Raw genomic sequence first — 12,245 nt, forward strand, 5'->3', positions numbered from 1 at the left:
AGTAATCGAAATTGAGTGAAATACAGCACCTTGGTAAGGACACAACAATGTTGTATCCCTACTGTGTTGTAGGCAATTGACAATTGCTATACTGATTTATGCTCGTAAATGCTTAACGCTTTGGTTTCTTCACATCAACAGTTTTCGGCTTAGCCGCCGGAGTGCGGGGATAAAACTTAAACTTATTGAGCGCAGCACTTGCCGATTTAGCCACACCGCTATCTATATCTCGCAAAGCTTTTTGTAGCAGCGGAATCACTTTTTCAGACTTAATCATTGCTAGTGCTTCCACAGCAGCTTCGCGCACCTCCGGGTGAAGATCTTGAGCTAATTTTCCCAAGGTTTCTATTGCTCGCTGACCTTCCGATCTCAGAGCATTAGCAGCAGCCATTTTACCTAAAGCCGACGCTGCAAACTTGCGGGTTTCTTTGTCCTCACTTTGAACACATCCCATCAACTGCGGTAGGGAATAGATTGGTGCTTGTCTGGCAATTGGAAGCTGTTGTTCGACTTCTGGTTGATGTAAATCAATTGGTTGGGGTTCCGAAAGATCTGTGTAATTTAACTCTTCTTCAACTTCTGTTTGATTTAACTCACTTGACAGTTCCTGCCAAACTTCTTCTTGTGATAAACCTTCGGAAAATTCTGTTGAATTTAACTGACTGAACTGCTGCTCCGGGACTTCTTGTTGTACATTACTCTCGTACCGCTCTTGCAAAGACCTGATAGTAGCTTGCATCTGAGCTTCGTGCTCTCTCAACTGCTCGTGAGCCGCTTGCAACTGACTCTCGTATTGCTCTTGCAAAGCCTCCATATTTAACTGCAGCTCAACCTCGCGGTTCTCATATTCCTCGGCAGTTTGCCTCAAGCGAATTTCGTGTTCATTTTGCAAGTTTTGCAAATGTTGCTCCATCTGAGCTTGATAATTTATATGCAATTCGTCAGCAACTCTAAGTAAATGATGTTCGTGTTCTGCTTGCAAAGATTGGATATTTTGCTGCATCCTAGCATTGTTAGCGGCTTCTAATTCCTCGCTGATTTGTCGCCGCAGCTCATGCTCGTCTATGCTGGCAAATGGTTGGGGCTGACTGTCGCGTTCTGCCAAAACTTGTTGGATCTGACTGTCACGTTCTGCCTGAACTTGTTGGAGCTGATTTTCATATTGAGCTGCAACTTGTTGGAGCTGGTTTTCGTATTGGGTAGTAACTTGTCTGAGTAAATTTTCGTGCTCGATAGTAGCTTTTCTAAGCTGATTTTCCCGTTCTCCTTGCTGAGATTCGACAGCTTGTTGCACCCGAGACATCTGAGCTAATTCTATTTCCTCACTAATTCTGCGAGTTTGCTGCAAGTATTCTTGCTTTTGCTTCTTTAAGCGCTTTTCCACTAACCAGTAAGCAACTGCTACCCCTGCCAAAAAACCTACGATCGCTCCTATGATACCCACAACTGAGATCCTCCCGACAAAATAGTGATACTGGACTTTTTACATTTAACCATACAGCCTCCTGTAACCGCCCAGTAGCAACAGCCAGGCTGTCACTGCGAGCCAGTGAACCGCCACCGCAGGCCAGATAGAACCGCTTTGCAGGTATGCGAGGGAGCACGCAACTCCCAAAATTGCCGCCAGTAGCAAAAATACTGGATTCATAAAGGTCGATCGACCAACCGGGTAAAAAGTTAGCGCGTTCAGCGGGTGGTAAACTACAAAAACCGCCAAACTCGCGCATCCCCAAAACCACAGCATTAAGCCAGAAGCCTTCTCGAACGGGTGTGGCAGCATTAACACGCGGAAATATACTTCCTCGGTGATGCCAGGACTTAATAAACAGCCAACAAGCACTCCTACAATTGTAGGCCTGGAGGTTTGCAAATCAACTTTCAAAAATCCCGACCAAAAACCGATAGGAAGCGCGATCAAAGTGTAAATCAGCGTGAGCATAGCTGCAACCAGCCAATCAGTGAAATCGGGAATAGTTGAAAAAGCTAGGGTGACGCGGCGTACCAGCAATCCCAGCAGCGCCATCGCACTAAAATTTAACATAATCAAACTGATCCTTAAAATTTTCAAACAGATGTTAGCAGTAATTCGCGCCGTTTATTATGCAAAACCAATCATTGCCGCCCGTCAGAGCCCGCGTTTTTGTTTCGGGATTAGTTCAAGGAGTAGGATTCCGATATTCAACGAGGAATCAAGCAAAGTATTTCGGCCTCAGCGGCTGGGTAAGAAATCTCCCCGACGGCCGCGTCGAGGCTGTCTTTGAAGGACCCAAAAAAGCTGTGGAAGGAATGATTAGTTGGTGCCGCCGCGGCCCCACCGGTGCTACGGTTAGTGAGTTGGTTTTGGAATACGAAGACCCGGAGGGCGATTCCCTTCAAGATAGCTCCGCCGCGCGTACTTTTGAGATCCGGCGATAAAACAATAAAGGGAATAATCTGCGGTTGAAACCGCTACTGTAGAAACGAGGTCTGCCTAACCTACGGCAGACTTCGCTCACGCTGACTAAAGAATGAATCGGATAAAAAGCACGAATTTGGTATTGCCACCTTATCAATGATGAGCAAGTTGACTTAAATTAGCAAACAACTGAGTAACTTTGGTCAAATCTTTATCTCCCGGCGCTATTTCTACGCCACTCGAAAGGTCAACACCGCTGAAGTTATTGCCGATCGCGCTATCAATTGCATTTAAAATATTATCGGGTGTTAAACCGCCCGCCAGCAGCCAAGGACACTGCGGTCTAAACTCTGATAACATCATCCAGTCGATCGTTTTACCAGTACCGCCCAATTGCTGTGGATGGTAAGCATCCAGCAGTAAAGTATCGACACGAACAGCATAAACAGCAGCGGTGGCTAAAGTTTCAGGAGTCTTAACTCTCAGGGCTTTGATAATTTCAATTCCCGGCAAAAACTCCCGCAGTCGATCGCAATATTCCGGTGTTTCATCTCCATGCAACTGCACTCCGCTTAAATTTGACTCTGCCGCTACTTGACAGATATTTTCTATTGTGGTGTTGGCAAAAACGCCGATGCGATCGACATTTTCCGGCAACTGCTCGACAATCAGGCGAATTGTTTCTGGGCTGACATAGCGGGGGGAAGCCGGCACACAGATAAACCCCAAAGCCTGGGCTCCCAAGCGGGCGATCGCAATTCCTTGGTCTAATTTAGTGATTCCGCAAATTTTAACCCGCACTCTTCCTCCTCGGTTCCGCAGTTGTATCAAAATATCAACGAATTGTTAACTATTAAAACAAATCTTAGTTTAATGCAAACCGCTTTTTATAATTTTGGAAATCAATTTATCTGTGAAATCAGGAGATAAGAACATGATCACCTCATCTTTGCTGTTAGCCGTACAATCTACCGCTCCCTCAACACCAGAGTGGTCGCCACTGGTAGGACTGACAATGATTTTATGCAATTTGCTGGCGATCACGATCGGCTACTACGGCATCTCCAAGCAAAACCGAGGCAAGGGCCCAGCTTTACCCGTTGCACTCCCTGGCATGTTCAAAGGCTTCGGCGTACCAGAACTGCTGGCAACAGCCAGCTTCGGTCACTTGCTCGGAGCCGGAGTAATCTTGGGCTTGGGTAACGCCGGAGTTCTGTAAAAATCAGGGGAAAGGCAAAGGCAAGGGGTAGAAAAGATATAATAGAAACTCTTTCTTGCTCTCCTTTCCCAGGAAACTTCATGCAGACAGGTTGGCGAATCGGCTCTTTATTTGGCATCCCCCTAGTTATAGATTATTCGTGGTTTATAATTTTAGCCTTAGCAACCCGCGAATACGCCAGCAGTTACCGCCTGTGGGGGCCTGCGCTCTCCTGGAGTGCGGGGTTAGCAATAGCTCTGCTACTGTTTGCTTCGGTGCTATTGCACGAGCTCGGACACAGCTTGGCGGCGATATCGCAAGGAATTAAAGTTAATTCTATTACCTTATTCTTATTTGGCGGAGTAGCTTCGATCGACTCGGAATCAAAAACTCCCGGTCAAGCTTTTCAAGTAGCTATTGCCGGCCCTCTCGTCAGCTTTGCGCTGTTTTTAATCCTCGGTTTGGGCTCTCAAGTTCTTCCCCCGAAAAGTTTGCTAGCAATTGTCACCGAAAGGGTAGCACTAATCAATCTCGTTTTGGGATTATTTAACTTAATTCCCGGTCTACCTTTGGATGGAGGACAAGTTTTAAAAGCAGCAATTTGGAAAATCACTGGCTCTCGATTTGCCGGCGTTCGCTGGGCGGCAAAAACCGGACAAGTTTTAGGTTGGCTGGCTGTTGCTTTGGGTCTGAGTTTATGCTTTTTAGCGCGCGAGTACGGCGGCTTGTGGATTGCGCTGATCGGCTGGTTTGGCATTCGCAATGCCAGTGCTTATAGCCAAGTTACTTCGCTGCAAGAAGCCCTACTCAAAATTAAAGCCAGCGATGCGATGAGCCGCGAGTTTCGAGTTGTAGATGCAGATTTGACTCTGCGAGAATTTGCCGATCGATATTTGTTAGAAGTCAATCCGTTTCCATTTTATATTGCTGCGACCAACGGCCGGGATTTGGGGTTAGTGTCGATCGACGATATCCGTTTCACAGAACGCAGTCAATGGCAAGTTCAGACTTTGCACAACATTTTGAAACCCCTGGGAAAAACCCCCACAGTCTCCGAAAAAGCATCCATCGCCGAAGTAATTAACAGCATGGAAGCCCGTCAACTCCCCCGAATCATCGTCCTCTCGCCGATTGGTTCAGTAGCGGGGACGATCGATCGGGGTGACGTGGTTAAAGTTTTGGCAAAATACCTCAAACCCCAGATTTCAATGGCCGACATCAAGCGCAGCAAAGAAGAAAACAGCTATCCGCAGGGATTGCAGTTAAGTGCGATCGCCAAAACTGCACAAGAAAACTAAAAATTGGGTATCGGTAAGGGGCATCAGCGATCAGTTAAGATGTAGCATACTTTGTGACTCAGGGTTGAAACACTAAATTTTATGCCCCAATTCTTTAAGAGAATTTATCATAAATTTGCGGAGGGACTTGGGAAAAATTTAACTCATTTATTCCCCAACGCTGGCTTGCAACCTGTTGCTATTATCTGGATTGTCGTGACCGGAACTCTATTGGGAGTGAGGCATTTAGGCGGGTTGCAGCCACTAGAATTAAATGCTTACGACCTCATGGTGCAGTTGCGCCCAGATCGGGGCCCTGACCCCAGGTTGCTGATAGTTGAAATCACAGATCGGGACATTAGTGCTTTAAACAGATGGCCAATTTCCGATCGCGTTTTAGCAAAAGCGATCGCCGAAATAGCGCGTTTGGAACCCAGAGCTATTGGTCTCGATATAATTCGTGATATTGCCTACGAACCGGGGAGTGCAGAATTAGCAACTCAACTGAAAAACCCCAAAGTATTTCCCATTACCTTCATCGGCTCCTTAAAGTACGATCGAGTGCAGGCACCTCCCAACATACCAGACAAGCGGGTAGGATTTAACGATTTGTATCTCGATCCAGATGGTATAGTGCGTCGTAATGTGATGTCTATTGGCGATGGTAAAAACACGTTTTATTCATTTCCCTCCCGGCTAGCTTTTGCATATTTTGATAGCAAAAAAATAGAATCTAAAGCCACAGAAGACAATGAATTTATAGTAGATAAAACAGTATTTTATAAGTTACGATCGAACTCAGGAGGTTATCAGAACATTCCTGCCCAAGGCTATCAAATATTGCTCAATTACCGCTCTCCTAAAAAGATAGCAGAAAGCGTGACCATAACTCAAGTTTTGGAGGGCAAAGTTGACCCCAAATTGGTAAAAGGTAAAATAGTCTTAATCGGGGTGACAGCCCCAACTGTAAAAGATATTTTTTCTACCCCTTACAGCGCTACTAAAAACGGTAATATCCCGACGCCTGGGGTATTAATTCACGCAACGGCCACCAGCCAAATTCTCAGTGCAGTTTTAGACGGCCAAGGGCTATTTTGGTATTGGGATGAATGGCAAGAAATCCTCTGGATTGTGGTTTGGAGTGCAGTGGGTGGCTGTTTAGCTTGGCGGCTAGAAAAAGCGCTGAATTTGATCGCGATCGCGATCGTAGCTTGCGGCTCATTATTCGGATTCACCTTTTTCCTCTTCCTACAACAGGGGTGGATACCTCTAATTGCTCCAGCCCTTGCCCTTTTAATCACCGCAGGAGTCGCAGTTACCTATAAATACGAGCAGTCGAGACAACAGCAAGGGATTGTGATGAAATTATTAGGACAACAAACTTCACCCGCGATCGCAAATGCCTTGTGGAAAGAGCGCGTCCATCTGCTCGAATCAGGGTTATTGCCAGGTCAAAAAGTTACTGCTACGATCGTCCTCACCGACGTGCAGGGTTTTAGTACAATCTCCGAAAAACTCGCGCCAGAAGTAGTAATGAGTTGGTTAAATGAGTATTTATCAGCAATGGCCCAAGAAGTCCAAGCACATCAAGGGGTAATTAATAAATTTACCGGAGATGGAATGCTGGCAGTATTTGGCGTACCCATTCCCCGCACCACTGCAGAAGAAATTGCAGAAGATGCTCGCCTTGCCGTATCTTCCACTTTAGCTATAAGTTCGCGCTTGCCAGAAATGAATCAAAATTGGCTTGATCGCGGTTTACCGACTGTAAAAATGCGAGTAGGCATCTTTACTGGGCCTGTGATGGTGGGTAGTCTGGGAGGTACAACCCGTTTAGAATATGGAGTGATCGGCGACAGCGTAAATATTGCCTCTCGCCTGGAAAGCTGCGAAAAGGATCGGCAAGAGGACACTTGCCGGATATTGATTGCAGAAGAAACCTTTCTGTATTTGGCGGACAAATTTGAGGTAGAATCTTGGGGACCTTTACCGTTAAGAGGCAGGGAACAAAAAGTTAATGTCTACCGGATTTTGGGAAGGAAAAAGAAATAAAAAGAGAGAATATCTCCCTACAAATTCATGGAGTTAATATGAAAACAATTACTAAGTTTCTCATCAATCTGATATCAGTTGGCTCAATAGTATTGATAGCCACACTTAACATTTCTCAATTGGCAGTTGTGGGACAGCCCCAAATAAACACACCTGACCGCCCACCCAACCCTATACCGGGAGGGCCGCGCTTCATTCCGCCTACTGAAGATATAGATAATTGGCCCCCCACTCAACCGAGACGGCCTGTGCGCGGTGGCTGCGCGAGCATTAGTCAGCTAGGTCTCACAGCCTTAGTGCCTAAAAATAAGATCGGACGGACGGTTTCCGACTATCCAACATTCTTTTTCTACTTGCCTAAAACAGAGGCGGAATCAGCCGAATTTATCCTACAAGATCAAAACGGCAAGGAGATTTATAAACAGGATCTCACAATTAGCAATTTATCAGGGGTGATCGGCGTTAGTATCTCCGCTAACAAAAATGTGCCGCCCTTGGAATTAGGCAAAAGTTACCGTTGGAATTTTACAGTGATTTGCGATTCTCAAGACAGATCGAGCGATCAGATCGAAAGCGGTAGTGTACGGCGAGTTGAACTCAGTGCAGATATCCGCAGTCAATTAGAGAAGGCCGATGCGCGCCAGAAAACGGTTATTTATGCTGAAAATGGGATTTGGCAAGATGCCCTCAGCACCCTAGCTGCGGCTCGCCAAGCCAATCCTAACGATGCACAATTAGCTGCTGATTGGGAAAGCTTGCTAGAGTCAGTGAAATTGGGCAAAATTGCCAAAGAGCCGATCGTTGAAATTGAGCAGCAGCCATAGATGAGTTTTCCGATTTTAGATTGGCGATTTTAGCGAGATACCCGACTTCTTCAAGAAGTTAGGTATCTAGTATCTAATATATTTTCCTTCTTCCTTCTTTTTTCAACATCTGCTATATCCTGCCATTCCTGATCCGAAAGCGGCTGCACTTTCAAATCAATCTCCAAACAGCGACAAGCCGTCGCACTCAAAACATCAATTACAGTGGCAATCAAATTATCCCCTCCTTCAGATAGAGGTAATTGCACAGGAATTAATTCCTCTTCAAACACTTGAGAAAACAAACAAACATCCGGCTGCAAACGCATCGAACCGTGCTGCAAAATAGCATCACCCCGTCGCAATTGCGCGCTACCAATTAACTTGCAGCCATCAGCGGTAACTAAATCCGCACCCGTCGCAGTACCAAAACAATTCGGATTGTGAATATAACCCCTTCCCGCTTCCCCGTATTGCAAATCCAAACCCATCGCCCTCCAACCCTCAATCAAAAACTCGCAAATAGTCTGATAAGCTTTCATACGGCTGCTTCCAAATCCCGACGCCACAACTGCATAAGTTAAATCCCCTTGATGCAACACTGCGCGCCCGCCGCTGGGCCTCCTCACCAACTCCACAGGCATTTTCTCCCAAGACAACTGCTGCCAAAACTCCGGCCATCGGCGCTGGTGGTAGCCCAAGGAAATCGCCGCCGGTTGCCAGGTGTAAAATCGCAGAGTTGGCGGATGTTTGCCCGCTAGATGCTGTTCCAGTAGCCATTGGTCGATCGCCATCTGCACGCTACCAGACGCCGATAACAGTGGAATTAAACGCCATACAGAATTAGCCATCCGTCCCCAGTCCTGAGTTTGCACTCAATAATTCACAGAATGTTTTAAAATTAGTAACAGTTTTTTGGGCCTGTCTTCTAAGTTGGTGCAAGTTTCACGCCCGCCGGTGCTTTAGAAATAAATAGAAAAAATAATCGCAGAACCATGAGCAACAGTGTAATTGTCATTAACGACGAAAAATTTGAAACAGAAGTCCTGAAAGCAGAGCAACCAGTGCTTGCCTATTTTTGGGCTACTTGGTGCGGGCCTTGCAAACTGATCGCGCCTTCGGTAGACTGGGTGGCGGCCAACTACAGCGATCGGCTGAAAGTGGTTAAAATGGAAATTGACCCCAATCCTAATACTGTCAAGCAGTATAAAGTAGAAGGAGTTCCAGCTCTCAGGCTGTTTAAAAATGCCGAAGTAGTGCTGTCTCACGAGGGAGCTATTACTAAACAAACTTTGGTCGGTTTGCTCGACGCTCACTTATAAAGTTTGGAAATGATTCGGGAGTTTCCAACTCCCAACTTACAACTATATAAATCGCAAATATTTTTTTAACATCTCTCTTTTCTCCTCGATATTCCTCTCTGACTCTGCGCCCTCTGCGCTCTCTGCGGTTAATAAAAAAAATCACAAACTCAATAAAAATGCCATATAAAAAATAATTGATATCAAATAAAAATATTCCTTAAAATTCCCCAAAACTATAGAAAATATGCAATTTGCTAAACGTTTAGAACCACTGCAATTTAATGTATTTGCCGATATGGATCGGGCAAAAGCTCAAGCTAGAGCAGCGGGGCAAAATGTGATTGACTTGTCTCTGGGTTCTTCGGATTTGCCGGCGGCTGCTCATATTACAGATGCGATCGCCCATTCTCTGTCAGACACCAGCACCCACGGCTATTTGCTATTTAACGGCACAAGAGATTTTCGGGAAGCAGTAGCTATTTGGTACGAGCAAAAATTTGGAATTGTAGTCAATCCAGAAACAGAAGTGCTGCCGTTAATTGGTTCCCAAGAAGGCACGGCCCATTTGCCTTTAGCTGTACTAAACCCCGGAGATTTTGCTTTGCTGCTCGATCCGGGCTATCCTTCCCACGCGGGCGGTGTGCATTTGGCTGGCGGTCAAATTTATCCGATGCCGATATTAGCAGAAAATGCGTTTTTGCCGATATTTGAAGATATTCCGACAGCAGTGCTGGCTGAGTCGAAGATGATGGTTTTGAGCTATCCTCACAATCCTACAACTGCGATCGCCCCGGTTGCTTTTTTTGAGAAAGCTGTGGCTTTTTGTCGAGAACATCGGCTGGTTTTAGTGCACGATTTCCCTTATGTGGATTTGGTGTTTGACGATCGCAATTCTGCAATTGAGGCGACTGGTAACGAGGAAGAATATCGAAAATTGATGGCCCCGTCAATATTTCAGGCGGATCGAGATAAGAGTGTGGCGATCGAGTTTTTTACACTATCCAAATCCTACAGTATGGGAGGTTTTCGAGTCGGATATGCGATCGGCAATTCCGAACTAATTGCAGCGCTGCGACAGGTAAAAGCCGCAGTGGACTTCAACCAATACCGAGGGATTTTGAATGGAGCGATATCCGCATTAACAGGCCCTCAAGATACCGTCAGAACCAGCGTAGAAACCTTCAGAAAACGGCGGGATGCCTTTGTAAACGCGCTACAGGGCATCGGCTGGCAAGTACCCGTACCCCCTGCCACCATGTACGTCTGGGCGAAACTGCCGGAACCTTGGGCCAATGATTCCGTGAAATTTTGCACTCAGCTAGTACAGAGTACAGGAGTCGCAGCTTCCCCCGGTGCCGGTTTCGGGAAATCAGGAGAAGGCTACGTGCGATTTGCCTTAGTCGAGTCGCCAGCAATCTTGGAAACAGCAGTTAGAAAAATTGCTGAGTTTCTAAATTGAGCGATGTGATATGTGTCAACTTAACCCGAAACACCCTGGTGAGACTTAAGCCCACCAGACTTGAGCTTTGAGGCCGGGGTCAAAACCCCTGCCGGACTGGGGTTTTGACGTTTTTGGACACAGGAAGAAGGGCACGGCGTCTAAGTGCTTACCCGCAGATCAAGATGGATGCAATTGCTAAAATAGTGTGATTTATACCTAAAGGAATAGATATTTGCACGCAGTATCTGTCACAATCTTTTTTAAGAAATGTTAACGTGAGACATCTTGGGAATTACCAGTTCCGCTCACCCACTCTAAAAATCCTTGCAGTGAATTCTGTCGGAGTAGCGATTGTTCCGTAGCGGCGAGCGCACACCCGAAAAAGACCACACTGCCCAAAATTGCAATCAGCGGCAAAGGCTTGCCCAGCCCAAAGTCCCGCTGAAGGCGAGCTAACGGTCTGCTCTCGCGCCTGAGCATCTTTCCCACCGTCAGTTGTTTGAGACTAAAAGGATCGCGCACAAAATGACCGCTCCAGCTAATTACCATATGAGAATGACAGTGGGGACAAGTGAATAGTCCACTGACCATCCCGACTGGGCCTACGACGCTAGAACGGTTGCAGATCGGGCAAGTGACAGAATGAGTGTTATAGGTAGGAGCGTTCATAACTGTTTTTCTTGAGTAAAAAAAACTAACAAGTAATTGGGAGCCTGTGTTAACGCCAAAGGTATAGACCTTGAGAGGCACTTTTCCTTAATTCCTAGTTTACCGCTCCGATCGGGTCGATCGGAGCTCACTGCTTGGGAAAACCTTCAACTTGCCAATCCCGCAACGAGTGCAAGTCTGGAGCACAGGTGAGATTATATTGCAAAGGAGTTACGGTTATTCTGTTGTCGCGAATAGCTTGTACGTCTGTAGGAATATCATGCGGCACCGCCGAATCGGCGATTTCTTCTACATCTTCTAACAATTCCCCAGCTAGCCAATAATAAGTTTTGCCGCGCGGATCGGTGCGCTTTTGAAATATGTCGAAATAGCGGCGAATGCCTTGACGGGCGATCGCAACTCCGGTAATTTCTGCTTGTGTGACTGCTGGTATGTTGACATTCAACAGCATCGGTTTCGCCATTGGCTGTTTTTCCAACTGTGCCAGCAAGCTGACAGCGAAATCCACCGCCGGCCCAAATTCCTGCGAAGTAAAGCTGGCGAGGCTGAAAGCAATGCTGGGAATCCCTTCCATAATTCCTTCCATTGCGGCCGAAACCGTACCCGAACAGATGATATCCGTGCCTAAATTGGGCCCGTGGTTGATACCGGAAAGAACAAAATCCGGCGGTTTGTCCAGTAAAGCCCACAAAGCAAGTTTCACGCAGTCGGCGGGAGTACCCGAACAGGCCCAAGCTTGAACTGCGGGATCAAAAATAGATTCGACAATTTCGGCGCGGATGGGTTGGTGCAGAGTAAGGCCGTGGCCGGTAGCGGAGCGCTCTCTGTCGGGACAAACTACACTCACATCGTGGCCAGCGGCGGCGAGAGCGTTGGCGAGGCTGCGGATGCCTTGTGCAAAGATGCCGTCGTCGTTGCTAATTAAAAGTTTCATTGAAATTTTTATAGGCATTATAGCAATCTTAAACTAAATTCAACTAGGGCGATCGCTCTAACATCCAATTACCTATTACAAATTATCCGTAACTGCCATCAATCTAAAATCTAAAATCTAAAATCTACAAGCTGTCGAGCCAAAATTGCGCTAAACTCAACTTGGCCCAAAA

At 46.4% G+C, this 12,245-nt stretch carries 13 protein-coding genes; 7 read left to right on the plus strand and 6 right to left on the minus strand.

The window, feature by feature from the left end:
- Nucleotides 1-112 precede the first annotated feature (112 nt).
- Nucleotides 113-1,444 carry a HEAT repeat domain-containing protein gene (locus Q5691_RS04160; RefSeq protein ID WP_333343974.1) on the minus strand — a complete coding sequence of 444 codons (1,332 nt, stop codon included), beginning with the start codon at nucleotides 1,442-1,444 and terminating at the stop codon, nucleotides 113-115.
- 45 nt (nucleotides 1,445-1,489) lie between these two features.
- Nucleotides 1,490-2,041, minus strand: a complete 552-nt coding sequence (locus tag Q5691_RS04165) for a CPBP family glutamic-type intramembrane protease (RefSeq protein ID WP_333215884.1) — start codon at nucleotides 2,039-2,041, stop codon at nucleotides 1,490-1,492.
- 59 nt (nucleotides 2,042-2,100) lie between these two features.
- Between Q5691_RS04165 and Q5691_RS04170 the strand changes: the two genes are divergently transcribed.
- Nucleotides 2,101-2,415, plus strand: a complete 315-nt coding sequence (locus Q5691_RS04170; RefSeq protein ID WP_333215882.1) for an acylphosphatase — start codon at nucleotides 2,101-2,103, stop codon at nucleotides 2,413-2,415.
- A 133-nt stretch (nucleotides 2,416-2,548) separates the two neighbouring features.
- Here the strand turns inward: Q5691_RS04170 and Q5691_RS04175 are convergent, their stop codons facing one another.
- Entirely contained in the window at nucleotides 2,549-3,196 is a 648-nt protein-coding gene (locus Q5691_RS04175) for a phosphoribosylanthranilate isomerase (RefSeq protein ID WP_333343975.1), read from the minus strand.
- A 133-nt stretch (nucleotides 3,197-3,329) separates the two neighbouring features.
- Between Q5691_RS04175 and psaK the strand changes: the two genes are divergently transcribed.
- From psaK to Q5691_RS04195, 4 genes are all read left to right on the plus strand, one after another.
- On the plus strand, nucleotides 3,330-3,614 hold the full coding sequence (psaK, locus tag Q5691_RS04180) for a photosystem I reaction center subunit PsaK (protein WP_333040629.1): 285 nt from the start codon (nucleotides 3,330-3,332) through the stop codon (nucleotides 3,612-3,614).
- 80 nt (nucleotides 3,615-3,694) lie between these two features.
- A complete protein-coding gene (locus Q5691_RS04185) occupies nucleotides 3,695-4,891 on the plus strand; it encodes a site-2 protease family protein (protein WP_333215878.1) in 1,197 nt (398 codons plus the stop codon).
- An 81-nt stretch (nucleotides 4,892-4,972) separates the two neighbouring features.
- Complete coding sequence (locus tag Q5691_RS04190) at nucleotides 4,973-6,922, plus strand: adenylate/guanylate cyclase domain-containing protein (RefSeq protein ID WP_333215876.1); 1,950 nt, start codon at nucleotides 4,973-4,975, stop codon at nucleotides 6,920-6,922.
- Nucleotides 6,923-6,960: 38 nt separating this feature from the next.
- Entirely contained in the window at nucleotides 6,961-7,746 is a 786-nt protein-coding gene (locus tag Q5691_RS04195; RefSeq protein WP_333215874.1) for a DUF928 domain-containing protein, read from the plus strand.
- A gap of 50 nt (nucleotides 7,747-7,796) precedes the next feature.
- Here Q5691_RS04195 and Q5691_RS04200 read toward each other — a convergent pair whose 3' ends face one another.
- The gene (locus Q5691_RS04200; RefSeq protein WP_333215873.1) at nucleotides 7,797-8,576 is read right to left on the minus strand and encodes a biotin/lipoate A/B protein ligase family protein; all 780 of its coding nucleotides are present in this window, start codon (nucleotides 8,574-8,576) and stop codon (nucleotides 7,797-7,799) included.
- A gap of 144 nt (nucleotides 8,577-8,720) precedes the next feature.
- On the opposite strand from Q5691_RS04200, the gene Q5691_RS04205 reads away from it, so the two are divergent.
- Both Q5691_RS04205 and Q5691_RS04210 read left to right on the plus strand, forming a co-directional pair.
- Nucleotides 8,721-9,047 (plus strand): thioredoxin domain-containing protein, encoded by a 327-nt coding sequence (locus Q5691_RS04205; RefSeq protein ID WP_190738970.1) that lies wholly within the window; start codon nucleotides 8,721-8,723, stop codon nucleotides 9,045-9,047.
- A 226-nt stretch (nucleotides 9,048-9,273) separates the two neighbouring features.
- Nucleotides 9,274-10,488: an LL-diaminopimelate aminotransferase gene (locus Q5691_RS04210; RefSeq protein WP_333215871.1), complete on the plus strand. Its 1,215-nt coding sequence runs from the start codon at nucleotides 9,274-9,276 to the stop codon at nucleotides 10,486-10,488.
- A gap of 252 nt (nucleotides 10,489-10,740) precedes the next feature.
- Here Q5691_RS04210 and Q5691_RS04215 read toward each other — a convergent pair whose 3' ends face one another.
- A complete protein-coding gene (locus tag Q5691_RS04215; protein WP_333215869.1) occupies nucleotides 10,741-11,139 on the minus strand; it encodes a hypothetical protein in 399 nt (132 codons plus the stop codon).
- A 127-nt stretch (nucleotides 11,140-11,266) separates the two neighbouring features.
- Entirely contained in the window at nucleotides 11,267-12,073 is an 807-nt protein-coding gene (gene surE / locus Q5691_RS04220; RefSeq protein ID WP_333215867.1) for a 5'/3'-nucleotidase SurE, read from the minus strand.
- Between the last annotated feature and the right edge of the window lie 172 nt (nucleotides 12,074-12,245).

This window comes from Microcoleus sp. w1-18aA5, from assembly GCF_036701705.1.
In the GTDB taxonomy this organism is placed as follows: Bacteria; Cyanobacteriota; Cyanobacteriia; order Cyanobacteriales; family Microcoleaceae; genus Microcoleus.

Coding starts and splice junctions, on each gene's coding strand:
- Q5691_RS04215 (WP_333215869.1), bottom strand. CDS start 11,139: ATGAACGCTCCTACCTATAACACTCATTCTGTCACTTGCCCGATCTGC.
- surE (WP_333215867.1), bottom strand. CDS start 12,073: ATGAAACTTTTAATTAGCAACGACGACGGCATCTTTGCACAAGGCATC.
- Q5691_RS04210 (WP_333215871.1), top strand. CDS start 9,274: ATGCAATTTGCTAAACGTTTAGAACCACTGCAATTTAATGTATTTGCC.
- Q5691_RS04190 (WP_333215876.1), top strand. CDS start 4,973: ATGCCCCAATTCTTTAAGAGAATTTATCATAAATTTGCGGAGGGACTT.
- Q5691_RS04185 (WP_333215878.1), top strand. CDS start 3,695: ATGCAGACAGGTTGGCGAATCGGCTCTTTATTTGGCATCCCCCTAGTT.
- Q5691_RS04170 (WP_333215882.1), top strand. CDS start 2,101: ATGCAAAACCAATCATTGCCGCCCGTCAGAGCCCGCGTTTTTGTTTCG.
- Q5691_RS04205 (WP_190738970.1), top strand. CDS start 8,721: ATGAGCAACAGTGTAATTGTCATTAACGACGAAAAATTTGAAACAGAA.
- Q5691_RS04195 (WP_333215874.1), top strand. CDS start 6,961: ATGAAAACAATTACTAAGTTTCTCATCAATCTGATATCAGTTGGCTCA.
- Q5691_RS04165 (WP_333215884.1), bottom strand. CDS start 2,041: ATGTTAAATTTTAGTGCGATGGCGCTGCTGGGATTGCTGGTACGCCGC.
- Q5691_RS04200 (WP_333215873.1), bottom strand. CDS start 8,576: ATGGCTAATTCTGTATGGCGTTTAATTCCACTGTTATCGGCGTCTGGT.
- psaK (WP_333040629.1), top strand. CDS start 3,330: ATGATCACCTCATCTTTGCTGTTAGCCGTACAATCTACCGCTCCCTCA.